General features: G+C 45.5%; 18 protein-coding genes and 1 tRNA gene. 14 read left to right on the forward strand and 5 right to left on the reverse strand.

The window, feature by feature from the left end; genetic code table 11:
• Positions 1-219: 219 nt before the first annotated feature.
• Positions 220-1,521, reverse strand: coding sequence for a phosphoribosylamine--glycine ligase (gene purD / locus L2740_RS16940; protein ID WP_248951270.1), 1,302 nt, complete (start codon positions 1,519-1,521; stop codon positions 220-222).
• Positions 1,522-1,690: 169 nt separating this feature from the next.
• Positions 1,691-3,280 (reverse strand): bifunctional phosphoribosylaminoimidazolecarboxamide formyltransferase/IMP cyclohydrolase, encoded by a 1,590-nt coding sequence (gene purH / locus L2740_RS16945; protein ID WP_248951271.1) that lies wholly within the window; start codon positions 3,278-3,280, stop codon positions 1,691-1,693.
• Between the two features lie 338 nt (positions 3,281-3,618).
• Between purH and zntR the strand changes: the two genes are divergently transcribed.
• The 9 genes from zntR to selB all read left to right on the forward strand — a co-directional run bounded on the left by zntR (position 3,619) and on the right by selB (position 15,986).
• Positions 3,619-4,095, forward strand: coding sequence for a Zn(2+)-responsive transcriptional regulator (gene zntR / locus L2740_RS16950; RefSeq protein ID WP_248951362.1), 477 nt, complete (start codon positions 3,619-3,621; stop codon positions 4,093-4,095).
• A gap of 54 nt (positions 4,096-4,149) precedes the next feature.
• Positions 4,150-5,508: an SO_0444 family Cu/Zn efflux transporter gene (locus L2740_RS16955; protein ID WP_248951272.1), complete on the forward strand. Its 1,359-nt coding sequence runs from the start codon at positions 4,150-4,152 to the stop codon at positions 5,506-5,508.
• A 179-nt stretch (positions 5,509-5,687) separates the two neighbouring features.
• Positions 5,688-6,077 carry a thiol-disulfide oxidoreductase DCC family protein gene (locus L2740_RS16960; protein WP_248951273.1) on the forward strand — a complete coding sequence of 130 codons (390 nt, stop codon included), beginning with the start codon at positions 5,688-5,690 and terminating at the stop codon, positions 6,075-6,077.
• An 820-nt stretch (positions 6,078-6,897) separates the two neighbouring features.
• Positions 6,898-9,918, forward strand: a complete 3,021-nt coding sequence (fdnG, locus tag L2740_RS16965; RefSeq protein ID WP_248951274.1) for a formate dehydrogenase-N subunit alpha — start codon at positions 6,898-6,900, stop codon at positions 9,916-9,918.
• A 2-nt stretch (positions 9,919-9,920) separates the two neighbouring features.
• Entirely contained in the window at positions 9,921-10,823 is a 903-nt protein-coding gene (fdxH, locus tag L2740_RS16970; RefSeq protein ID WP_248471418.1) for a formate dehydrogenase subunit beta, read from the forward strand.
• A gap of 5 nt (positions 10,824-10,828) precedes the next feature.
• Entirely contained in the window at positions 10,829-11,473 is a 645-nt protein-coding gene (locus L2740_RS16975) for a formate dehydrogenase subunit gamma (RefSeq protein ID WP_248951275.1), read from the forward strand.
• A 2-nt stretch (positions 11,474-11,475) separates the two neighbouring features.
• Complete coding sequence (gene fdhE / locus L2740_RS16980) at positions 11,476-12,465, forward strand: formate dehydrogenase accessory protein FdhE (protein ID WP_248951276.1); 990 nt, start codon at positions 11,476-11,478, stop codon at positions 12,463-12,465.
• A 99-nt stretch (positions 12,466-12,564) separates the two neighbouring features.
• Positions 12,565-14,070, forward strand: a complete 1,506-nt coding sequence (gene selA, locus L2740_RS16985) for an L-seryl-tRNA(Sec) selenium transferase (RefSeq protein ID WP_248951277.1) — start codon at positions 12,565-12,567, stop codon at positions 14,068-14,070.
• Complete coding sequence (gene selB / locus L2740_RS16990; RefSeq protein ID WP_248951278.1) at positions 14,067-15,986, forward strand: selenocysteine-specific translation elongation factor; 1,920 nt, start codon at positions 14,067-14,069, stop codon at positions 15,984-15,986. Before selA ends, selB begins: the two co-directional genes overlap by 4 nt.
• Here the strand turns inward: selB and L2740_RS16995 are convergent.
• Positions 15,964-16,058: transfer RNA gene (locus tag L2740_RS16995), tRNA-Sec, on the reverse strand. The two genes, selB and L2740_RS16995, sit on opposite strands and share 23 nt — an antisense overlap.
• A 287-nt stretch (positions 16,059-16,345) precedes the next feature.
• Between L2740_RS16995 and fdhD the strand changes: the two genes are divergently transcribed.
• From fdhD to yedF, 3 genes are all read left to right on the forward strand, one after another.
• Positions 16,346-17,209 carry a formate dehydrogenase accessory sulfurtransferase FdhD gene (gene fdhD / locus L2740_RS17000; RefSeq protein ID WP_248951279.1) on the forward strand — a complete coding sequence of 288 codons (864 nt, stop codon included), beginning with the start codon at positions 16,346-16,348 and terminating at the stop codon, positions 17,207-17,209.
• Between the two features lie 59 nt (positions 17,210-17,268).
• Positions 17,269-18,528 (forward strand): selenium metabolism membrane protein YedE/FdhT, encoded by a 1,260-nt coding sequence (gene yedE / locus L2740_RS17005; RefSeq protein ID WP_248951280.1) that lies wholly within the window; start codon positions 17,269-17,271, stop codon positions 18,526-18,528.
• 84 nt (positions 18,529-18,612) lie between these two features.
• Positions 18,613-18,849, forward strand: a complete 237-nt coding sequence (yedF, locus tag L2740_RS17010) for a sulfurtransferase-like selenium metabolism protein YedF (protein ID WP_012153712.1) — start codon at positions 18,613-18,615, stop codon at positions 18,847-18,849.
• 421 nt (positions 18,850-19,270) lie between these two features.
• Here yedF and L2740_RS17025 read toward each other — a convergent pair whose 3' ends face one another.
• Both L2740_RS17025 and L2740_RS17030 read right to left on the reverse strand, forming a co-directional pair.
• A complete protein-coding gene (locus L2740_RS17025; protein WP_248951281.1) occupies positions 19,271-19,999 on the reverse strand; it encodes a YebC/PmpR family DNA-binding transcriptional regulator in 729 nt (242 codons plus the stop codon).
• Between the two features lie 173 nt (positions 20,000-20,172).
• Positions 20,173-21,078 carry a LysR family transcriptional regulator gene (locus L2740_RS17030; RefSeq protein ID WP_248951282.1) on the reverse strand — a complete coding sequence of 302 codons (906 nt, stop codon included), beginning with the start codon at positions 21,076-21,078 and terminating at the stop codon, positions 20,173-20,175.
• A gap of 143 nt (positions 21,079-21,221) precedes the next feature.
• Between L2740_RS17030 and L2740_RS17035 the strand changes: the two genes are divergently transcribed.
• Together L2740_RS17035 and L2740_RS17040 are read left to right on the forward strand one after the other, a co-directional pair.
• The gene (locus L2740_RS17035) at positions 21,222-21,587 is read left to right on the forward strand and encodes an isochorismatase (protein WP_248951283.1); all 366 of its coding nucleotides are present in this window, start codon (positions 21,222-21,224) and stop codon (positions 21,585-21,587) included.
• Positions 21,588-22,113: 526 nt separating this feature from the next.
• Positions 22,114-23,949 (forward strand): multiheme c-type cytochrome, encoded by a 1,836-nt coding sequence (locus L2740_RS17040; protein WP_248951284.1) that lies wholly within the window; start codon positions 22,114-22,116, stop codon positions 23,947-23,949.
• The last annotated feature ends 317 nt before the right edge of the window (positions 23,950-24,266 follow it).

The following is a 24,266-nucleotide window of genomic DNA, read 5'->3' on the forward strand; positions in this document are numbered from 1 at the left end:
TTTTTACGGGCCAATATTACACGGTAGGCGATGGAGCGCGGTTAATTAACCTTTGCCATTTTTACGGGCCAATATTACACGGCAGGCGATGCTGCGCGGTTAATTAACCTTTGCCATTTTTACGGGCCAATATTACACGGTAGGCGATGGAGCGCGGTTAATTAACCTTTGCCATTTTTACGGGCCAATATTACACGGCAGGCGATGCTGCGCGGTTAATTAACCTTCACCGTTTTCACGGGCAATCGCGCGGTAAGCGATGTCAGTTCTAAAGTAGACGTCATCCCAATGGATTGCATCAACTAAAGTGTAAGCAGCTTGCTGCGCTGCCGTGACTGTATTGCCAAGGGCTGTTGCGCATAATACGCGGCCGCCGTTAGTCACTACGTGACCGTCTTGCATGCTAGTACCTGCATGGAACACTTTAGCGTTGTTATCACCAAGAGTTAAACCATCAATTACATCGTGCTTGCGGTATGTATCAGGGTAACCGCCTGCAGCCATTACCACACCTACTGCGGCGCGTGAGTCAAACTCAGCTGTCACTTGGTTTAGTTCACCGCGAGTTGCTGCAAGGCAAAGCTCAACTAAATCAGACTTAAGACGCATCATAATGGGTTGAGTTTCAGGGTCACCAAAGCGGCAGTTGTACTCAAGTACTTTAGCGCTTCCATCTGGTGAAATCATCAAGCCAGCGTATAGGAAACCAGTGTAAACATTGCCTTCAGCAGCCATGCCATCAACGGTTGGGCGAATAACATTTTCAATGGTCCAGTCGTGTACTGCTTGAGTTACAACAGGAGCAGGAGAATAGGCACCCATACCGCCAGTGTTTGGACCATGATCGCCGTTATCGCGGGCTTTATGATCTTGGCTGGTGGCCATTGCTAGAATGTTCTTACCATCTACCATCACAATAAAGCTGGCTTCTTCGCCTTTTAGGAACTCTTCAATAACGACGCGAGAACCGGCTTCGCCAAACTTATTGCCAGCTAGCATATCTTCAATAGCGGCATCAGCTTCACCTTGATTAGCAGCGATGATCACGCCTTTACCTGCAGCTAGGCCGTCGGCTTTAATTACGATAGGGAAACCCGTTAAGCCAGTTACTTGCTTAACATAAGCTTTAGCTGGCTCAATCTCAGTAAAGTTTGAGTAAGCAGCAGTAGGAATGTCGTGACGAGCTAAAAAGTCTTTAGTGAAAGCTTTAGACGACTCAAGCTGCGCAGCGCCCTTAGTTGGGCCAAAGATAGGTAGACCCGCTTCATTAAAGGCATCAACTACGCCTAGTGCCAAAGGCACTTCTGGGCCAACAATGGTAATTGCCACTTTTTGCTCTTCAGCAAATGCCACTAAGGCTGAGATCTCTTCAACGTTAATTGCCACGTTTTCAAGCTTTGGCTCTAATGCTGTACCCGCGTTACCTGGTGCTACAAAAACTGTTTCAACTTGCTCAGATTGTGCAGCCTTCCACGCCAATGCATGTTCGCGACCGCCGCCACCTATGATCAATACTTTCATATCTTTACCTTTTATAGCTGCGCCATTCTTCCTATCTCTGCATCAAGCATGCTCACGTATTGGCATACGCTGCGCGTGCTTTCTTTGACCTAGAAAAAATGGCTTGCTCTAAACGTTAAATATTAATTTTGTTAATGCGCGAATAAAGCCCTTTATTCGCGCAAACCAATTAATGACGGAAGTGACGCATACCGGTAAATACCATTGCCATGCCGTGCTCGTCTGCCGCTGCGATGATCTCTTCATCGCGGATAGAGCCACCTGGCTGGATGATACAGCTGATACCTGCTGCGGCAGCTGCGTCGATACCATCACGGAACGGGAAGAATGCATCTGATGCCATAACTGAGTTTTGTACTTCTAGACCTTCGTCAGCCGCTTTAATACCAGCAACTTTAGCACTGTACACTCGGCTCATTTGGCCTGCGCCAACGCCGATGGTCATGCTGTTCTTGGCGTAAACAATTGCATTTGATTTAACAAACTTGGCAACTTTCCAGCAGAACATTAGGTCTTTCATCTCTTCCGCTGTTGGCTGACGCTTAGACACTACTTTAACGTCATTTAGGCCAACCATGCCTTGGTCGCGATCTTGCAGCAATAAGCCGCCGTTTACGCGCTTGTAATCTAGGCTGGTAGTCTTAGCTGCCCATTCGCCACACTCAAGTAAACGAACGTTAGCTTTTGCAGCTACTACGTCGCGAGCCGCTTGGCTCACTTTAGGGGCAATAATGACTTCAACAAATTGGCGCTCAACAATTGCGCTTGCGGTTGTTGCATCTAACTCGCCGTTAAAGGCGATAATGCCACCGAACGCAGAGGTTGGGTCTGTTTGGAATGCGCGGTTATAAGCTTCAAGCAGGTTCTCACCAATTGCTACACCACATGGGTTAGCGTGCTTAACAATCACACATGCTGGTTCGTCGAACTCTTTTACGCACTCTAGTGCTGAATCAGTATCGGCGATGTTGTTGTATGACAGTGCCTTACCTTGCAGCTGAACTGCAGTAGCAACAGAGGCTTCATCAAGGTTGGTATCAACATAAAAAGCAGCTGTCTGATGGCTGTTTTCACCATAGCGCAGGTCTTGCTTTTTAACTAGCTGAGTGTTGTAAGTGCGTGGGAACTTAGAATCTGCATGACACTCGTCTTTGCTGTGCGCAGGCACTTTAGTGCCGAAGTAGTTAGCAATCATGCCATCGTATGCAGCAGTGTGTTCAAACGCGGCAATCGCTAAATCAAAGCGAGTTTCAAGCGTGGTGCTACCTTCGTTCGCTTGCATCTCAGCAATGACGCGGCCGTAGTCGTTAGCGTTAACGATGATAGTGGTGTCTTTGTGGTTTTTAGCGGTAGAGCGAACCATAGTCGGGCCGCCGATATCGATGTTCTCGATAGCGTCTGCAAGCGTGCAGCCTTCTTGAGCTACAGTTGCTGCGAATGGGTACAAATTAACCGCTACCAAGTCGATAGGCTTGATATTGTTTTGTTCCATTACGATTTCGTCGATACCACGACGCGCTAAAATGCCGCCATGCACTTTAGGGTGCAGAGTTTTAACGCGGCCATCCATGATCTCTGGGTGACCAGTATAATCTGATACTTCAATGACAGGCACACCATTATCAGCCAGCAGGCGTGCGGTGCCACCAGTAGAAAGTAGTTCAACACCTTGAGCATGCAGCGCTTGTGCAAACTCTAAGATTCCGGTTTTATCTGAAACGCTTAACAGCGCGCGACGAATAGGTCTGGCATTATTCATTGTAGGTACAGGGTCCAGTAGTTATTTTTAAGGATCTTTCGGAAAACAGAACAGTCTCACGCTATAAACGCCTACACTGCTTTCCAAAAGTCCCTCAATTTTTATACCCATCATCACGGCGCGCGTATTTTACCGTAAATTTACCTCTGGCGGTGTTTTTTTCTGCGCGATTTCACAATACGTTCAGCAGAACAAGCTTTCTTTATTATATAGGTGCAGAATAAGCCTTGACCTTGGATACAACTCCAAGGTTTATACTTAGATTACTGTCGTGGCGGAATGCGCTTTTGAGTCACGTAGAGTTTGAAATTGAATTTAACTTTGGGTTGGAGTTAGGCATGTATCGAATTGGTGAGTTAGCACAATTATGCGAAGTCAAAGCTGATACGTTACGTTTTTACGAAAAGCACGGTTTGCTTGCGCCATCGTCGCGAACAGATTCCGGTTATCGCATCTACACCGAGGCCGACGCCGAACGTTTACGCTTTATTTTACGAGCAAAAGCTGTGGGTTTTACCTTGGCTGAGATTACTGAACTGTTGTCGATAGAGCTAGATAAATCCAATTGGGCTTGCGCCGATGTAAAGGGATTAGTCGATGATAAGTTGGCCAATGTACAGGCCAAAATTGCCGAGTTAAATCATTTTCAATTGTCTTTGCAGCGTTTGTCTCAAGCATGTTGTGGTGGGCCGGAAAGTGCCGAGCATTGCTCGATCCTTGAAGCGCTAGAGTCAAATACCGATAGCATTCGCTGTGAAAATGATCAGCATAGTCATGGTGAGCATGAGTTCACCAAAGCCTGCGCAGATAAATAAGTGCAAAATTGCACAATTAAATTGAAAGCTTAAGAATATACGTGAGAAGTCGTTATGTTATTAGAAAACTTTATTGAGCTGTTTTTAGAGTCGGCCCCTTGGCTGTTGCTGGGCCTTGTATTGGCGGGCATGTTGAAGATGTTTGTGCCTATGGCATGGATGCAAAAGCAGCTTGGTGGTCATGGCTTCAAAACCACAGTTAAGGCGGCAGTATTGGGTGCGCCATTACCTCTATGTTCTTGCGGAGTTATTCCTGCTGCTGTTGGCCTGCGTCGCAGCGGTGCATCTAAAGCAGCAACAACTTCTTTTTTAGTTTCAACGCCTGAAACTGGCGTTGACTCAGTCACAGTTTCTTACGTATTGCTAGGGCCATTTATGGCGATTGTTAGACCAATAGCTGCGGTTACTAGTGCTATCGTCGCGGGCTTGTTAGTTGGCCGTGATGACAATGAAGAGCAGGTTACCAGTAAAAAAACTGAGTCTAATGGCAACAGCGCATCAACATCATCTTGCTGTAGCAGTAAAAAGGTTGAGCCTAAAACTGAAGCTATGAGCTCATGCTGCAGTAGCAAAAAAGCCGAGCCAAAAGTTGCAGCGGTTACGTCTTGTTGCAGTAGTAAAAAAGCAGTCGAAACTGTTGAGCCTAAGGCCGAAAAGTCTTCGTGCTGCTCAACTAAAGCGCCTGCCGCAGCTGCAGTAACTGCAGAGAAATCGTCATCTTGCTGTAGCAGTAAAAAAACCGATACAGCTAGTCATGCTGCCGGCCATAATCACAACCATGAAGATGGTGAAAGCTGCTGTGAATCAACCAAAGATATTGCTACCGAGTTAAAAGGCAATTCAGTTATTAGTCGTATAGGCAAAGGCTTACATTACGCGGCGACAGATTTAGTGCGCGACACGACAGTATGGTTATTGATTGGTTTATTCTTCGCGGCATTAGTACAAACCTATGTACCGGCTGACTTTATGGCGAAGTGGGGCGATGGCATTTTAGCGATGTTAGTGATGGTACTGATCTCTGTACCTATGTATATCTGCGCCACGGCATCAACACCTATTGCGGCAGGTTTACTATTAGCAGGTGTATCACCGGGGGCAGTATTAGTGTTTATGTTGGCGGGCCCAGCTACTAATATAGCGACCTTAGGCGTGGTAACTAAAGAGTTAGGTAAGCGCGCTCTATATGGCTATTTAGGTGGCGTGTTAGGTGTAGCGTTAGTGTCTGGTATCTTGGTGAATTACTTAGTGGATACCTTCGGCTTTGTGGTGATGCCGCAAATTGGTGAGCAGCATGAGTTATTACCAGCTAGTATCGTTTATACCTCTGGGGTGATCCTAGCGATACTCATGGCTAAAGTCTTCTTAGATAAGTTGCCTAAAAACTGGTGGCGCCGAGATTGCTGTTCTTAATTGCTTTAGCAATCGTGTTATCTGCATTATAAAGAGGCGCTCATTGAGCGCCTCTTTGGTTTTTAGCCCTAAACCAGTCTGTTCAAAAGGCTGTTGTTTACTTTATCTATGCTGGCGATATCCTGCTAAACCGTGTTAGAAACAACAGTATCGGGATAAAGTGTTGAGGAGAAGCTGGCTTGCAAAAGATTACTGAACAAACTGCTGTGGTGATCTTCGATGGCGCTTGCAATCTATGTGATGGCGCGGTGAGTGTGATTACACGTCATGATCCGCATAAAGAGTTTGAGTTAGTTGCGTTGCAATCAATCCAAGGGCAAGCATTATTGAGTCAATATCAATTAACGGATGTGGCTATGGATAGCGTGGTCTTGATAAAGCAGCAACACAGCTATTTGCGTAGCGATGCCGTTATTGAAATTGCAAAGCGACTCCACGGCTGGCCTCGTTTGCTAAGACATGCAGCTTTACTTCCAAAGGGATTGCGTAACGCGATCTATAACCTCATTGCCAAACACCGTTATCGCTTGTTTGGTCAAAAAGCGATTTGTCAGCTACCTAAGAAGTAATTATCTCAAGCTCTCTCAAAGCTGGTTCACTGCAAGCGCCCCTTAAACTCTGTCTAAACTGCTATCTCGGCTTACTCAAGTGGTAGCAAAAGCTGTGCAACTAAATTTATGCATTATTTGTTGAAAATACCCACTGCTTACCTGTGCCAAATTGGGGCAAAAAGAGTCTATCGGTACAACAGAGTTAAATTGCTATAACGGCAAATTCAGCTTTTTTTAGGCGCAAAACAATAATGCCATAAGTTTTGTATGGTTTTTGGCTGTGCCATATTGTCTAAAACTAAACTTCAAACCTAGTAATTGAGCACTAGGTTGCGTAGGCGTTAATTGTTTTTATCGCTGCTTATCCCCTTACTGTAAGCGTTTGTCAGTTCTTTTTGAGTGTTGCAAAGCCTCATATTCATTCATCTATTTAACATTTTATAGTCGCTGCATGTGAGACATAATGTCTTTTTACGTTGAGACATAAAGTCCTTTTTGTTGTTTTTTGGTGTTATTGGTTTTTTGTGCTGCTTGTTCGTGTTTTTGGTCCGTCTTTTTGGTTTTTTATTTGGCTTTTGTGTGTTTTCTCTTGTTTTTTCTCTGTTGTGGTTTTTGTGTGATTTCGATCGTGTGTAATAAATTGTCCGTTTAGCTGACTTTGGGGATAATTCTTTTACGTTAATAAGTCTGCTTCAGCCTTAAAAGTTTACGTATTTTACGTCAGTAAAAATATAGATCTGCTATCCAAGGTTGCAGACTCATTTAACGAAAACCAAAACTACAGCGCCGAAGATGAGATAGTCGGTCAGTGTAGCAATACTAATTGTGTGAGGGTGATATGGACAGACGACAGTTTTTTAAACTGTGTGCCTGCGGAGCGACCACATCGGCAATATCAGCGTTGGGATTAATGCCCGGCACTGCGATGGCTGCGCCTCGTGAGTATAAGTTGTTGAAAGCAAAAGAAACCCGCAATAACTGCTGTTATTGCTCTGTGGGTTGTGGCTTGTTGATGTACAGCCATGGTAGCAACGGTAAAAACGCCGAAAAAGCGATTTTCCACATTGAAGGCGACGCAGACCATCCGGTTAACCGCGGCGCACTATGTCCTAAAGGTGCCGGTCTAGTTGACTATGTGAATAGCCCTAACCGTAACCATTTCCCTGAAGTACGCGAACCAGGCTCTAACGAGTGGAAGCGTATTAGCTGGAATGAGGCATTCAGCCGTATCGCGCGTTTGATGAAAGACGACCGCGATGAAAACTTTATTGAAAAAAATAGTGATGGCACCACAGTAAACCGTTGGTTGAGTACCGGCATGATGACTTCATCTGCACAACCAAACGAAGGTGGTTTTATTACTCATAAGTTTGCTCGTTCTCTTGGCCTAGTGGCCATCGATACTATTGCGCGTAACTGACACTCCCCAACGGTAGCAAGTCTTGCTCCAACATTTGGGCGCGGTGCCATGACCAACCACTGGATCGATATTAAGAACTCAAATGTCGTGGTGATCATGGGCGGTAATGCCGCTGAAGCACATCCTGTCGGTTTCGGTTGGGTAACGGAAGCTATGGAACACAATAACGCCAAGTTGGTGGTTGTGGATCCACGCTTTAACCGCAGTGCAGCACTAGCTGACTGCTATGCACCACTTCGTAGTGGTACTGATATCGCATTCCTTTTAGGTTTATGTCGATACCTCATTGAGACTAAACAAGTTAACTACGAGTATGTCAAAGCGTACACCAACGCTAGCTACATTATTCGTGAAGATTTCGAATTCAATGAAGGCCTATTTAGTGGTTTTGATGACAAGAGTCGTACTTACGATAAAGACTCTTGGTACTACGAATTAGATGAAGATGGTTATGCCAAAGTTGATGAAACTTATGAGCACCCACGTTGTGTGTGGAACTTATTAAAGCATCACGTTGACCGTTACGACTTTGAAACAGTAAGCAATATTACCGGTACGCCAGTTGAAGATTATGAAAAAGTTTGTGCGCTAATTGGTAGCACACACGTTCATGATAAAGCGGCGACTTTCATGTATGCATTGGGCTGGACCCACCACACTAAAGGCGCACAGAACATTCGTTCTATGGCATTAGTGCAGTTGCTACTGGGTAATATTGGCGTATTGGGTGGTGGTGTTAACGCACTACGTGGTCACTCAAACGTACAGGGCGCAACCGACATGGGTCTGCTATGTCAGAACCTACCAGGTTACTTAAAGCTACCAAATGATAACGATACAGATTTAAGCACATATCTAAATAACTATACGCCTAAGGCGTTGCGTCCAGGCCAAACCAACTACTGGTCTAACTATCCTAAGTTCTTTATCTCACAGATGAAGAGTTTCTGGGGCGAGCACGCAACTGCGGCTAATAGCTTTGGTTATGACTGGTTACCTAAGTGGGACTTACAGTACGACTTCACCAAGCACATCGACATGATGTACAAGGGCCAAGTGAACGGTTACTTCGTGCAAGGGGTTAACGCGATTAACTCTATGCCAAACCGTAACAAGACCTTAGCAGCATTATGCAAGCTTAAGTATTTGGTGGTTATGGATCCGTTAGCGACAGAAACATCAGTATTCTGGCAAAAAGCGGGCGAGTTTAACGACGTGCAGCCAAGCGAAATTCAAACCCAAGTGTTCCGCTTACCGACCACATTATTTGCTGAAGAAGAAGGCTGTATCGTTAACTCTGGTCGCTGGATGCAGTGGCACTGGAAGGGCGCGAATCCACCGGGCGAATCTAAGCCAGATGCCGAAATTTTATCAGGCATCTTAATGAAGCTGCGCGAGCTGTATAAAGCTGAAGGTGGTGTATTACCAGAGCCGATTGAAGCGGTTAACTGGGCTGGCTACCACAACCCATACTTCCCACACGGTGAAGAAGTGGCAAAAGAGCTTAACGGTATCGATCTTAAAACCGGTAAGCAGCTTGATAGCTTTAGCCAGCTAAAAGATGACGGTAGTACGTCATGTGGTTGCTGGATTTACTCTGGTAGCTGGACCGAAGCCGGCAACATGATGGCGCGTCGTGATAACTCTGATACGTCAGGCAAAGGTATCACTCCAGGTTGGGCGTTCTCTTGGCCGCAAAACCGCCGCGTACTTTACAACCGCGCATCTTGTGATGTGAATGGTAAGCCTTGGGATCCAAAGCGCATGATCGTTGAGTGGAACCACGGCAAATGGCACGGCATCGATGTGGGTGACTTCAATATGACGTTACCACCACAAGAGTCTGCGCATCCGTTCATTATGCAGCCTGAGGGTGTGGGTCGTTTCTTCTCGCTAAAACTATTAGCAGAAGGTCCGTTCCCAGAGCATTACGAGCCGATGGAATCACCAATTGGTACTAACCCATTACACCCTAATGTGGTCAGTAACCCGGCGGTACGTTTGTTAGAGGGCGTAGAACAGACGCTAGGTTCACATACGGAATTCCCTTATGTGTGTACTACGTACTCGTTAACTGAGCACTTTAACTTCTGGACGATTCACTGTCGTTTAGCTGCGATTTCTATGCCGGAAACTTTCGTTGAACTGGACGAAATTTTAGCGGCCAAGAAGGGCATTGCGAATGGCGATTGGGTCAAGGTGAGCTCTAAGCGCGGTAGCTTGTTAACTAAAGCGTTAGTGACTAAGCGTCTGCAGCCACTGAAAGTTCACGGCCAGATGGTGCACACGGTTGGTCTACCACGTCATGGCGGCCATAACGCACTTACACGTAGAAGTTATAGCTGTAACGTACTGACCACCGAAGTGGGTGATGCGAATACCCAGGTACCTGAATTTAAGGCGTTCCTAGTGGATATCGCTAAGGCTGAGGGAGTTTAATCATGTCTGCTCAAGATATCATTTTAAGCTCTGGTACATCAGAGCTCACTCCTGCGGCGCAGGTTCGACGTAAGTTAAGTAAGGTGGCTAAGTTATTTGATGCCACTAAGTGTAATGGTTGTAAAGCGTGTCAGGTGTCTTGTTCTGAATGGAACGACCTGCGTGCACCTGTGGGTAGCTTCCAAGGTTCTTACCAGAACCCAATGGACCTGTCTTCTGAGTGTTGGACGCTGATGAAGTACCAAGAAGTTGAGCGAGATAACAAGCTAAATTGGCGTTTCGCCCATAGCGCATGTATGCACTGTGATGATCCAGCCTGTTTAACCGCTTGTTCAACTAAAGGCGCCATCGTTCAGCGTGCAAACGGCGTGGTGGATTTTGATTCTGATAAGTGTACTGGTTGTGGCTACTGCGTTTCGGCTTGTCCGTTCGATGTACCAAGACTCGATCCTATCGATCAAAAAGCTTACAAGTGCACCATGTGTTCAGACCGGATCCAAGTCGGTCAAGAGCCAGCTTGTGTGAAGTCGTGTATCACAGGCGCGCTGAAATACGGTACCCGTGAAGACATGCTGTTTATTGCCGACCTGCGGATTAAAGAACTGCGTAAGCGTGGTTATGTTAATGCCGGCCTATACAACCCAGAAGGCGTGGGTGGTACAGGCATGATCATGATTTTGCATGACATCAATAAGCCGCAAGACTATGGCTTACCAGCGGATCCGAAAACGAGTGTGCCAGTTAAGTTATGGCAAGACGTGGTTAAACCATTGGGTGCGGCGGGCATCATGGCAACAGTTGCTGTTGCTTGCTTACACCGCATTACAGTGGGTCGTAACCTTGTTGAAGAGGACGAGCCAGCTGCGTTCGACCACACTCACTCAGATAAGTCAGATAAGGAGTAACGCTCATGCATAAGCAGAATATGATTTTGCGCCATAAGTTGTTCGACCGCATCTGTCACTGGTTTGTGGTTGCAACGGGTTTGGTGACATTCCTAACCGGCTTTGCTTTCTTCTTCCCATCATTTCAATGGTTGGGATCGATTGCTGGTACGCCACAAATGGCGCGCTTTGTTCACCCAATTGCCGGTTTGATGATGTGTCTGCCGTTAATGGTGATGTTGGTGCGCTATTACCACCATAACAAGTGGGAAAAGAACGACCTAACATGGATGTTAGCTATCAAGGACGTGATGTTCGAAAACGAGGACAAGATCCCTGCAATCGGCCATTACAACCCAGGTCAAAAAGTGCTGTTCCGTACCTTCGTGGTGACCTCAATCGCATTGACGATTACCGGCATCATGATGTGGCAGCCTTACTTTGCCCCTTACTTTGATGCAATTGCTATTCAGTGGGCCATTTTAATCCACGCAATCTGCGCCGTGATCATGTTGATCTTCGTGATTGTGCACTTTTGGATGGCAACGTGGGTAGAAGGATCGGTTGCCGGCATGTTGTACGGCTATGTGTCGCGGGCTTGGTGCAAGAAGCATCACCCTAACATGCTAAACGATCCTGAATTAAAGACTAATAAGCAGGAAAAACACTAATTATGAGCACAGCAATACTCGACGCTGAAAAGATCCCTGGTCAGTCATTGGATATTAAAACCGTGATCGCAGCTGATCCAAAAGCCGTTTATCAATTTCGCGCTAAGCGACTTGCAGAGCTCGCCGAAGAATCTGGATTAACAGAATACTTTGGCCTCCTTGAGCAGTTAGTTGGCGCTCAAGAAAAGGTAGCGGCACTTTACGGTGAGGCGGCAAAGAGCTGCTTTGGCCCTAAGCCAGAGTTAGATCTCAACCAAGCTCAGCCTATGGCGCAGCAGCATTTTGAGTGGGGCAATTATTGGCAGTCGGTATTGCTGGAACTTGTTAGTGAACTTATGCCTAAAGTCAGTACTGACTTGCATGTAGTGCTAAAGGAACTAGCCAAAGCGGAAGCTGATGTACTGCAAGGTTACGCCAAGTCGATGTTAGGTGGTCACTTTGCTGAAGTACCAGCACAGTACAGCCTGTTTATTTGGGCATCGTTATCTGTGTACTGGTCACATTGGGCGGTGGATGTTGCCCAAACTTTGGCTGATAAAGGTGAGGCGCATAAGCGTTTATGCCCAGTGTGTGGCAGTCATCCAGTTGGGAGCGTTATCAAGGAAGAACCACGTGTTGGCCTGCGCTACTTGCATTGCAGCTTGTGTGAAACCGAGTGGCATGAAGTGCGCGCTGAGTGCACCTCATGCGGCGAAAGCAAGGGCGTATTCTTGTGGGCTGAAACCGAAACTAATGCTGCTATTCGAGTAGAAAGCTGCGACACCTGTAAGGGTTATACCAAGATGTTCTTTACTGACATCAACCCAAGACTGGAAGTGGCAGCCGACGACTTGGCGACCTTAGTGATGGACAGCCATTTGGTTGAGCAAGGATATAGCGCAACCACGGTGAATCCATTGCTTCTTGCTCATGAGCAAGAAGTAGAGCCTCAGCTAAGTGAAGAGCCTCAGCTAGAAAAGGAGCCTCAGCCTAAAGTCGGTGCTATCCATTAGCCAGCTTTAACAAAGTAAGTCGAACAAGAGCCGCATTACGGTGCGGCTCTTTTATTAACCTAAATATCTAACATCATTGAACCAACTAGACGAAGACCTATGACTCAAGCTATCAACTCAACTCAAGCCCTTTACCGTTGTTTACCTGCAATGGACAGCTTGCTGCTGATACCTCAAGTGATAGGTTTTATTGAGCAACAGGGTAAGCCTTGGATTAAATCATTATTGACGCAAATGCTTGATGATGCGCGTCAGCAAATCACCAACAGTCAAAGCTTACCAAACTGGTGCTTAGATTCCGCGAATATTACAACCGAGTTAGCCAGCCGTATTAGCAAAGCCCAGCGTCAAAGCATGACGCCAGTGATTAACTTAACAGGCACGGTCTTGCACACTAACCTCGGGCGCTCGCAGATGTGTGAAGCGGCGATTGATGCGGTCACCCAAGTGATGCGCAGCCCAGTGCCGCTTGAGTTTGATATGGGCCAAGGCAAGCGTGGTCATCGTGACAGCGCAATATCCGCACTTATTCATGAGCTAACGGGCGCTGACAGTTGCTGCATCGTTAATAACAACGCCGCAGCGGTTTTACTGATGTTGGCCGCAACCTCTGCCGGTAAAGAGGTGATAGTATCGCGCGGTGAGCTGGTGGAGATTGGCGGCGCCTTTCGGATCCCAGACATTATGGCGCAGGCAGGTTGCAAGCTGGTGGAAGTGGGTTGTACTAATCGTACTCACCTTAAAGATTACGCTGCCGCGATTACTGAAAACACCGCGGCGATAATGAAGGTGCACACTAGTAATTATCATATTAGTGGTTTTACTAAGGTCACTGAAGAAGCTGAGCTTGCAGCTCTATGTAAAGACAAAGGCATCGCACTGATCTCCGATCTTGGCAGCGGCGCATTAACGGATCTGTCTCGCTTTGGTTTATCAAAAGAACCCATGCCGCAGCAGATGCTAAAAGATGGCGTTAATCTGGTGAGTTTTTCTGGCGACAAACTGCTCGGCGGGCCGCAAGCAGGGCTAGTCGTTGGTGACGCGGAGCTGATTGCTAAGCTGCAAGCGCATCCACTAAAGCGTGCACTGCGCTGCGATAAAATGACTTTGGCTGCGCTTGAAGCCACCTTAATGCAGTACCGTAATCCGCAAACGCTAGATAGCCAATTACCTATTTTTAGAAAGCTCTCCCGTCCTTTGGTGGAACTTGAACAGCTTGCACAAACACTGCAGCAACAATTAGTTGATAGCGTCAATAGCAGCCTATTTGATGTAACAATTCAAGCTTGCCAAACTCAAGTGGGTAGCGGTTCGCAACCTGATGTACTGCTTGATTCTGTCGCGCTGTGTTTTGCTGTAAATCCTGCTGCAGCCAAAGGCCACAGCTCGCTAACTGTGTTGCAGCTGGATAAGCATTTTAAAGCTGCTAGCTTGCCAATTATTGGCCGCATTACCACTAATCAGTTGTGGTTAGATTTGCGCGGCGCTGACTGTGACAGCCAGCTTATCGAAGTCCTGACGACAAGCCTACTTAGGTTTCATAGAGAGATGGGCTTTCATAGAGAGATTGGCTTTGAGATAAAAAGCCCGGAGGTAGCATCATGATTATTGTTACCGCAGGTCATGTAGATCACGGCAAGACTAGCCTTATTCAAGCACTAACAGGTACCGATGCCGACCGATTACCGGAAGAAAAAAAGCGCGGCATGACTATCGAGCTGGGTTACGCCTTTATGGATTTAGCTGATGGCGAGTGCTTAGCCTTTGTTGATGTGCCGGGCCACAGCAAGTTTATTAATACCATGTTGGCAGGGGTGAGCTGCGCCAAACATGCGCTATTGATTATTGCTTGTGATGATGGAGTGATGCCGCAAACCCATGAGCACTTGGCAATTTTGCAGCTGCTTAATCTTGAGCACTTAATTGTGGTGCTCACCAAGCAAGATAAAGTCGATAACGAACGTGTTGAAATGGTTAAGCTTGAGGTGAGTGAGCTACTGGCTACACATCAAAGGCAAACCGATATCTATGTGGTATCTGCGCAAACAGGCTTTGGTATTAGTGAGTTAAGTGCTGCGATTACTCAGCTTGCACAGATGCAAATTACCAAGCTTAAACAGACTCGCGAGCAAGCTAGTTTTCGCATGGCAATCGACCGAGCTTTTAGCGTTAAAGGCGCGGGTCTTGTGGTTACTGGCACAGTGATCAGCGGTCACGTCAGCCAAGGGCAAAACCTGTATCTATCGGGTCAGCGAAAACCAGTCAAAGTTAGAACGCTACATAGCCAAGGTCGAGTGAGTGATAATGCCCATCATTGTCAGCGGGTGGCGCTGAATATTACTGGTGTTGATGCGCATCGCGGTGCTGTTCGCGGTGATTGGCTAACGGCGCTAGAACCTGTGGCAGAAGCAGACATTGCAGCATCAAAAGTCATTTGCGGCGTATTTGAATCTGTATTGCCATTTAAGCACTGGCAAAGTGTGCAAGTGCATCTTGGTAATCGCCACACCATGGCGCGTTTAGGCTTACTGCAAAACCTTACTGACGGCAGCGCCTTAGTTGAGTTGCAATGTGAGCAGGCATTAGGCTCTATCGAGCAAGACCGCATCGTTGTTCGAGACAGCGCTGCTAAAACCACATTAGGTGCCCTGCGAGTGTTAGACATTAACCCGCCAATCCGGGCTAAGCGCAGCATTGAGCGCTTAACTTACTTAGAAAACCTTAAACAGTGTGACTCGCTAACGGCGAGTTTACAGGTGCAAATAAACCATCACTGCGTGTCAAAGTCGGCTTTTATGTGGGCCAATCAGTTAACTGAACAAACGCCCTGTTTGGCAGACGAGCAGGTGATAAACCTTGATGGTTATCTGTTATCAAGCGCATTACAACAGCAGATTGAAGCGCAATTACTGGCACTCATTGCCGATTACCATCAGCAGTCGCCTGAGCTATTAGGTTTGAGTATTAATCGCCTGCAGCGCATGACCCATAATCACTATCCATTGCCAGTACTCTTGAAACTTACCGATGGGCTCAGGGAGCAAAAACAACTGCAAAGCACTCGTGGTTTACTGCACCTACCACGTCACAATTTAGCCTTATCAGAGGCGGAGCAGCTTGTGTGGTCGCAAATAAAGCAGCAACTACTTAGCACTAAAGGGCCTTTATGGTCGTCAGATTTAGCAACTGGATTAAACCTAGACCTGACTGTAGTGCGTAGCCTGTGCCGTAAGCTTATTCAGCTAGGTTATCTGTCAGCGATTATTAAAGACCGCTTTATGCTCACCGAAAGTCTGTATTTCTACGCCGATGTTATTCGCAATCAAATCAATACCAGTGGTGAGATCAAAACTGCCGATTTCAATTCAATTATTAAGCTTGGCCGCAAAGCCAGTATTCAGCTGTTGGAGTTTTATGACCGCAGTGGATTAACGTGGCGCAAGAAGAAAGATAATTCGAGAGTAATTAGAGATGGCAGCATATTTATAGCGAGTGATTTGGCGGAAGAACATAGGAGTTGAACCTACCCGGGACTGCTGGCAGCCCCACCTGGATTTGAAATCCAGACGTTTCACCGGAAACGACGTTCTTCCGTATCACTTGCGGCGAATAATAGGTAATTGTATTTGGCTAAACAATAGCGGCTTGCAGCAAACTTTATTAACTGTGAGTGCAAATGATATTTATCGCTAATAACGGTGCAGAGTGGGACATTATTTACCAAATAGTTACGGCATAGCTCAAATGATGCGGTGTTTTTATAAATGATATTAATCGACTTATATGTTTATTAAATGTGAGTCCTATTTACATCTATCCATATTGGCAATATTAACGCGCCTATTGTGATCTTATTTAATAGAAGAGATGGAACAGCTTTATGACGGAACTTGTATGTGGCTTAAATAATATTACTGAGCAAGCTTCAGTGACGTGTTTTCGTAATGATAGAGAGCAGTCATTAATAGAAACTGTGGCGAAAGAGGTCAGAGTCGCACTGATTTACAATGGTATTTCTCATGTAGTGATGATGGCATGCCCAACAGCACTAAAAGAGTTTGCTATTGGTTTTAGCTTGTCTGAATCGATTATTGAAAGCGTACGCGATATCCGTTCAATTGAAATTGAAACCATTGCTAGCGGAGTGCTAGTGCATATTGAAGTTTCACAGCGCTGTTTTATGCAGTTAAAGCAGCATCGCCGCAGTCTTGCAGGCCGCACGGGATGTGGACTGTGCGGTGTTGAGCAGATAGAGCAAACGGTTAAGCCCATTGTGCAAGTGACCAGCAACGAACGGTTTGACTTAAACAGTTTAAAAATGGCGCTAGCCAACCTGCACAAGTACCAAAATGCATTTAATTTGACCGGTGCTACTCATGCCGCTGCCATGTTGTCACCAGAAGGTGATATTATGTGCTGCTTCGAAGATGTGGGGCGTCACGTCGCGTTAGATAAATTAATTGGTCATATCAGTATCGATAAACCGACTCGTCATTCGGCGTTGTTATTAACCAGTCGAGCCAGTTTTGAAATGGTGCAAAAAGCTGCCGTTGCAAATATTAGTATTATATTTGCAATTTCTTCAGCAACTTCGTTAGCGATTGATATCGCGCATAAATCAAATATTACCTTGGTTGGTTTTTGTCGGGAAAACAGAGTGACAATATATACTCACCCTGAAAGGTTGTATTTGTGTAATAAAAAAGTCAGTAATGTTGAAAGTAATAACTTAGCTGTAATGTAATAAAGTTTATAAGTTGAACTGTTAATTTAAGTTCTTAATGTTAGTTGGTAATTTTAAATATGTGGTTAACCTTTAAAAATCAGTTTTTTATTAAATTCTGGTCGCCTTTTGCTGCCGTTATTGCAGCAGGAATATTGTCGACTTATTTCTTTGGTCTTACAGGCTCACTTTGGGCGGTAACCGGCGAGTTTACCCGCTGGGGTGGCCATGTATTACAATGGTTTGGCGCAGAACCTGAGTCATGGCAGTACTTTAAAATCATCGGCCTGAATGGCACTCCAATGGATCGTGTGGGTGGAGTGATGATAATTGGTATGTTTGGCGGCTGTATGGCGGCGGTGCTGTGGGCAAACAACCTAAAGCTGCGTATGCCAAGCTCGAAAAAGCGTATTGCACAAGCATTAGTGGGCGGCATGATTGCCGGCTTTGGTGCACGTCTTGCTATGGGCTGTAACTTAGCAGCCTTCTTTACCGGTATTCCGCAGTTTACTTTGCATGCATGGATCTTTGCTTTTGCCGCTGCAGCAGGTACTTATATCGGCGCTAAGATCACCTTATTACCGTTTTTCCGCTCTACCGCCACGCTAAAAGCGGGTGGCCTGAAGAAAATAGCCAAGCCGAATCCGAATCAAGTACGAAACCGTTTCCGCTTAGGTTGGTTGGTGTTTGCAGCCATGATTGGCTTGTCGCTGTATGTTATGCAAAGTTCGACAAAGCTGGGCATTGCCATGTTTATGGGCATGATGTTCGGTCTATTGATTGAGCGAGCGCAGATCTGTTTTACCTCAGCGTTTAGAGATATGTGGATCACCGGTCGTACGCATATGGCTAAGGCGATTATCTTAGGTATGGCAGTGAGTGTTATCGGCATTTATAGCTATGTGCAGCTAGGTATGACGCCTAAAACATTATGGGCTGGCCCGAATGCGGTGATTGGTGGCTTGCTGTTTGGCATTGGTATTGTGATTGCTGGTGGCTGCGAAACCGGCTGGATGTACCGCGCATTAGAAGGCCAAGTGCATTTTTGGTGGGTGGGTGTCGGTAACATTATTGGTGCAACCATATTGGCTTATTACTGGGATGCGATTGCCGAACCTATGGCGACCAGTTGGGACAAAATTAACCTGCTAGATGTGTTTGGACCGCTTGGTGGCTTGGGTGTGACTTATCTGTTACTGGGCTTATCGTTTGTGCTGATTTTAATGTGGGAGCAGCACTTCTTTAATAAGCAGAAGCGTGAACAACAAGCCGTGGCTGCAAAGCTTGAAGAGTTAAAGGCTGCACCAGTTGCGATGGCAACGTCTGCCACACAAGCTTAAAAATCGGTTTTAAAAGTAAGATTTATTCTATTTGTTCTATATTCGGCTCAATTAACTGAGCCGACTTTTGCTGAGGAGCAGTTTATGCCAGCATCTATCGTACCTGATTACAATTTAGAGATTTACGGTGAGCCTTGCCCATACCCAGCAGTTGCTACGCTTGAAGCGATGCAATCATTGAAAGCGGGTGAAGTATTAGAAGTGATCACCGATTGCTCGCAGTCGATTAATAACATTCCTAATGACGCAAAGAACCACGGTTACGAGGTTTTAGACATTAGCCAGCAAGGTGTAATGCTGCGTTATTTGCTTAAGAAGTAGCTTAAGAAATAGTTGAAAAATAGTTAAACAGCTCTGCCACGCGTGGCTTGGACAATCGATTAATAACATTATTATTTCAAGCGACGCAAAGAACCACGGTTACGAGGTTTTAGATATTAGCCAACAGGGCGTTATGCTGCGTTATTTGCTTAAGAAGTAGCTTAAGAAGTAGTTGAAAAATAGCTAAACAGCTCTGCCACGCGTGGCTTGGATAATCGATTAATAACATTATTATTTCAAGCGACGCAAAGAACCATGGCTATGAAGTTTTAGACATTAGCCAACAGGGCGTTATGCTGCGTTATTTGCTTAAGAAGTAATTCAAGACGTAAGCTCATAAATGAACGATAAAAAAGGCACTCAATGAGTGCCTTTTTGCTGAGTCGCGTTTGGCGAACCAGTAGTGAATATAGAGTTTAATTTACTCTGGAAGCTCGGCGTTGTGGTAAACGTTCTGTACGTCATCACAATCTTCAAGTGCCGCTAGGAACTTCTCGAACTGCTCAACTTCTTCAGCATCAGTAATTGCTGTCATTGTTTGCGGCACGAATGTGATCTCTTCCATCACATAATCTGTGTCTTCTGGTAGCTCAGCTGCTAATGCAGTTTTTACTTTGAAGAATTCAGTGTGTGGAGCGTAAACGCTGATCATGCCATCTTCTAGTTCAACGTCAGATACATCAACGTCAGCCATCATTAGCATTTCTAGAATTGCATCTTCGTCATCGCCAGCGAATACGAATACAGCTTGGTGATCGAACATGTGGCCAACAGTACCTGGGCCGCCTAGCTTAGCATCGTTTTTAACGAATGCCTGACGAACTTCAGTGAAAGTACGCTTAACGTTGTCAGTTAGACAGTCGGCAATAACCATGCAGCCGCCAGGACCAAAACCTTCATAACGCGCAGTTTCGTAGTCTTCACCACCACCGCCTTTGGCTTTTTCAATTGCACGTTCGATAACGTGTGCTGGTACTTGGTCTTTCTTGGCTTTGGCAATCATGGTGCGAAGCGCAAGGTTGCCATCTGGATCGAAGCCACCGTTCTTGGCGCAAACGTACAACTCTTTCCCGTAACGAGAATAAAGTCTAGTTTTTTGCCCAGCAGTTTTCGCCATGGATTCTTTTTTGTTTTGGTATGCTCTACCCATCTTGATCTTTCTCACTAAGCTTAAAAAATTGCCAGCAATGTTAGCAGCTTTATCGAAACAAATCAGGTGCAGGCCTTTAAAAATGCTAATCGCAGCGATTAATTTTGTTTTATGGCAGCAACTAAGGCCGTTATGCACAGTTACAGGATCCAAATGCAGCCAATTTATGGCCTTTACTGTGGAGACTGGAAAGACGTTATCAATGCGTCGATGGTTTTCTTAATAAGAAGTGGTGGTTCTCGGCCAAAATCATGTACGGCGTAAACACTGTTTACTTCACATTGATGGCTGCTAATGATTTCGCTTAACTCCTGTTGCTGCTGGGCTTGCTCAAATACAAAATCAGGCAATAGCGCTACGCCTAATCCAGCCTTTGCTAACGATAATACCGCAGCGGAGCTATCGGCGTAGCGATTAGCATTAAACTGTACTATCAGGTTCTTTTGGCCTTTAGTTGGGATTTTTGATTGCATTTGATGCTGAATTTTTTGTCCTTGCCAAGAATTTGCAATGTAATCGAGTTCTGCAAACTGCCCAGCGTTTATCGGCGCACTATGGCGCTGAATAAATGCAGGACTGGCGCAGAGTACATCTCTAAATTGACCGACTTTTCGCTGCATAAGGTTACTCGATGTCAGCTTGCCGACCCTCACAGCAAGATCGATATCTTGGCCAAGTAGGTCAATACGGCGATCTTGCAGCTGAATATGCGGGCGGATCATTGCGTTATTAAGGCAAAGTGCTGCCACTGCTGGGGTGATAATACTGTCGACTAAGGCATGGGGAGAGCTGATTTTTAACGGCCCTGCGAGTGTATCCGCCGCTTCTCTCGCCTCTTGCCAAGCGATTGCGGAAATAGCTCCTAGCTCATTGCAGCGCTGGTAAAAGTCTTTACCTGCTGGGGTTAATTGTTGCTTGCGAGTGGTTCTATGCAGCAGTTGCACACCTAAGGCGAGTTCAAGTGACTTTAAGTGATGACTAATAACGGACTTAGAGAGATCGAGCTTATCAGCCGCAGCACTAATAGAACCGCTATCGACAATATGTTTGAAAATGGCCATATGCCGTAAATGTTCCATATTGCTGTCCTTATCTTTTATCTCGTTAGTGGTTTTATATTGTTCTGTTTAATCGAACTATGATTGCGATTTTAGCTAGGTTATCAATGCTAATGATCGCTGTAAACTGCAGGCATAAATTGATTCAAATACAGGTACACACTATGTCACAGCAATTACTCGATGCCGTAAAACTTGCCAGCGCCACTTGGATGCAAGGTTTTAACACTCAAAATGCAGCACAGTGCGCTGCACAATATGCTGCAGATGCGCCAATGTTAGCGCGTCCTTTTGGTGAGTTTGTGGGGACTGAAGCGATTCAAGCTTTTTGGCAAAACTTGATTGATCAAGGCTATGCGGATGTTGAATACACAAGCCCTGAGTTTAAAGTGCTAGATGAAAAGTCTGTACTATTAACTACGGCTTGGAAAATGAATAAAGCCCATGGGGTAGTGCACAAAGAGATTTGGGTATTGCAAGATGATGGCACCGCTAAACTTGTTGATGATGAGTTTGAAGTTTTAGGCTAGCTTTTATGGTTGGCGCTCAAAGCTGACACTAAGAGCTGTACCAAGAGCTAGTACTCTCGGCTAAATTCTCACGGTACATAATTCGGGCTATACACTAATATTTTCAATTTGCTGCTTAGTAGCGATGTAATAAATAAGCTGATTATATTTAGTGTGTTAGCTGCCTAATTGTCATTTAAGGCTTAATGTGAATTAAGCCTTTTTATATTTAGCGTATGACGTGTTCTTTAATTTATATATTTATTGGAAGCCATTGTTTAAGTATATGAATATTACTAATAAATATGCCGTGCGGTAAATTGGCGTTATTTGCTTAGATTGAGTGGGATTTAAGTTTTAATTAATGGAGTTTCATTAACTGAATATTAAATTGGTATCGCTTATGTTTTATTTGCTTATTTATGTGAACTCTACCTCTAAAGAAGTATGTTGTTGAGAAATTAATCACAAAAATAAGTGTGGGCAATCTTTAAGGTATTTACGGGGGAGTAAAAGATCACGACTTAATAAAAATTATGGAGTGATGATGAGAAAATTTAATAAATGCAGTGCGGTGTTAATAGTCGCTACCGCTTTCGGTTTAGCAGCCTGTAGCGATGGTAAAGATGGCAGTGATGGTGAAGATGGCACTAGCCCACTACCGCCAGTCGTTGAAGCGACTGAAATCACTAATGTTGAAATGCTCAGCCATACCTTGGAGGAGGGGGCGGTGCGTTTCGAATTTGAAGTCACTAACGAAGAAGGCTTGTTAGTTAGCGGACTTGAGAAGGTGAGTGCTGAAGTGGCAGCGCTAACTGATAAAGGTATTGCTCGCAGCCGCCCGGACTTTGAAGGCACTATCGTCGGTGGTAGCGCTAGTGAAGAAACAGTCGGCGCAAGCCTGACAATGACTGAAGATGGTCGTTATGAGTTTCTAGCACCTATGCCTGCGGTTAATGCGGGTACTGAAGGCATCATTCGTCTTGCAGTGGGTGGTAGCGAGAAAATTGCTAAATCTGCTTATATTGTGGTCGATAAAACTGAAGGTCTACACACCACATCAACGGCAACTTGCCATGGTTGTCACGTTGACTACGCCGCATCAAATCTAAAACACCCAAGCTATACCGCAATTAACACTGACGGCGAGACTGACTTAGTTGCTGGCTGTATGGTGTGTCACGGTAATGTGGTTCGTGACGAAGGTGGCTATGCGCGCAACTCAATGCAAAAAATTGGTCATATTAATCACCAGAAGTTTGAAAAAGACTTTGAGCCAGCTAACTGTTATACCTGTCACGCAGAGCCTATTACCAAAGTAAATAGCATGCAAACTTGTACAGATTGTCACGATGCTGCTGGCGTTGGTAGTGCGGCAGTCGCAATGACTTACAGTGGTTTTAGTGAATCAGATGATGTGCGTTTATTCCACAAACAAGTGGCTGAAAAAGCGCAGGTTCGTGATGAGCATTCATCAACTATTTCTGCACCATACATGAGCGCAGATGCGGGCTACTGTACCGATATCGCCTTGTTTAAAGGTGATGAGCAACTGAATCTTGAGACCTTGCTAGCCGATGGTACTGTCTCGTATTTAGGCGCTTACCTACATGGTTATGATAATGGTTCTATCGTTGGCCGTGCAGCACGCACTGCAACGACGACATATGATGCTAACGGTACAGCTTCTATCTGTTTTGCCAGCTTAGATGCGACTTTCCCTGAGTTAATGGCAAGCTCGCGCATTACCTTTAACTTTGGGGAGGATGCTAGTTATGACGGTGTGACCTTGCATGGTTACTCTGACATGATGTCTGGTACGCTATATGAGCGCCGCCATAGTGTCACCATGGATAGCTGTAGCACTTGTCACAACAACGAAACCAATTACCACAAGAATGGTAGCTATGCCGATGGTGGTTTAGGTTGTGTCGCTTGTCATAACAATGGTCAAGATCGTAGCTCAGCAAACTCTGCACCAGGCTTTGGCCCTATGGTTCACAGCATGCACTGGGGCGTTGGTAGCTCAGCAATTACTGGTGAACCAAACTCTGCGACTCAGCTTAATGCAGAAAACTGCGTGGCTTGTCATGCTGAGGGTATCGACTTAAATGCTGTTCCTAACCAGTACATGTTGTCGAAAGCCTTTAATGGCGGCACACCAGGTGTAGCTTCAAGCCCTGTCACGGCCAACTGTTTTGCTTGCCATGATAGCGACCAAGCACTGAACCACATGAAGTCGAATGGCGGCGAAATCAATACTCCGGTTGACCATACAGGCGATTGGTTCAGCCAGGGCACTTCAGAGTCGTGTGCAACTTGTCACGCTGAAGGTCGTTCGTACGGTATTGACAAGTACCACGTGTTTGACCGTAAGGAATAAAAAGTAAGGGTTAGCGGCTCCCTGCAATCTGCTAACCCATCACTTTTTAGGGCGTGATTTGATCAGTATTTGAATAAGTGACTCTTTTAAATACTGATTACTTGGCGCCTTTTTTATATTCTTAAATATTGCTCTGTGTATTTTAATTTATATTTATAGTGGTTTTTGTGATTATATTGCTTCGCAGCTTAAATGTAACAGCTTGTATTAATTTTTAGTGCTGATGCTTACGCTGAATACTTAAAATATAAAGGGTGAGAGTGACGGTTTAATATATTGAAATTTGTTTGTAGCGACTTAAGCTGCTCCCTGCTCAG

The sequence above is a fragment of the Shewanella pneumatophori genome, from assembly GCF_023283895.1.
Classification (GTDB): Bacteria; Pseudomonadota; Gammaproteobacteria; order Enterobacterales; family Shewanellaceae; genus Shewanella; species Shewanella pneumatophori.

Coding starts and splice junctions, on each gene's coding strand:
- purD (WP_248951270.1), bottom strand. CDS start 1,521: ATGAAAGTATTGATCATAGGTGGCGGCGGTCGCGAACATGCATTGGCG.
- purH (WP_248951271.1), bottom strand. CDS start 3,280: ATGAATAATGCCAGACCTATTCGTCGCGCGCTGTTAAGCGTTTCAGAT.
- zntR (WP_248951362.1), top strand. CDS start 3,619: ATGTATCGAATTGGTGAGTTAGCACAATTATGCGAAGTCAAAGCTGAT.
- L2740_RS16955 (WP_248951272.1), top strand. CDS start 4,150: ATGTTATTAGAAAACTTTATTGAGCTGTTTTTAGAGTCGGCCCCTTGG.
- fdxH (WP_248471418.1), top strand. CDS start 9,921: ATGTCTGCTCAAGATATCATTTTAAGCTCTGGTACATCAGAGCTCACT.
- L2740_RS16975 (WP_248951275.1), top strand. CDS start 10,829: ATGCATAAGCAGAATATGATTTTGCGCCATAAGTTGTTCGACCGCATC.
- fdhE (WP_248951276.1), top strand. CDS start 11,476: ATGAGCACAGCAATACTCGACGCTGAAAAGATCCCTGGTCAGTCATTG.
- selA (WP_248951277.1), top strand. CDS start 12,565: ATGACTCAAGCTATCAACTCAACTCAAGCCCTTTACCGTTGTTTACCT.
- selB (WP_248951278.1), top strand. CDS start 14,067: ATGATTATTGTTACCGCAGGTCATGTAGATCACGGCAAGACTAGCCTT.
- fdhD (WP_248951279.1), top strand. CDS start 16,346: ATGACGGAACTTGTATGTGGCTTAAATAATATTACTGAGCAAGCTTCA.
- yedE (WP_248951280.1), top strand. CDS start 17,269: ATGTGGTTAACCTTTAAAAATCAGTTTTTTATTAAATTCTGGTCGCCT.
- yedF (WP_012153712.1), top strand. CDS start 18,613: ATGCCAGCATCTATCGTACCTGATTACAATTTAGAGATTTACGGTGAG.
- L2740_RS17025 (WP_248951281.1), bottom strand. CDS start 19,999: ATGGGTAGAGCATACCAAAACAAAAAAGAATCCATGGCGAAAACTGCT.
- L2740_RS17030 (WP_248951282.1), bottom strand. CDS start 21,078: ATGGAACATTTACGGCATATGGCCATTTTCAAACATATTGTCGATAGC.
- L2740_RS17035 (WP_248951283.1), top strand. CDS start 21,222: ATGTCACAGCAATTACTCGATGCCGTAAAACTTGCCAGCGCCACTTGG.
- L2740_RS17040 (WP_248951284.1), top strand. CDS start 22,114: ATGAGAAAATTTAATAAATGCAGTGCGGTGTTAATAGTCGCTACCGCT.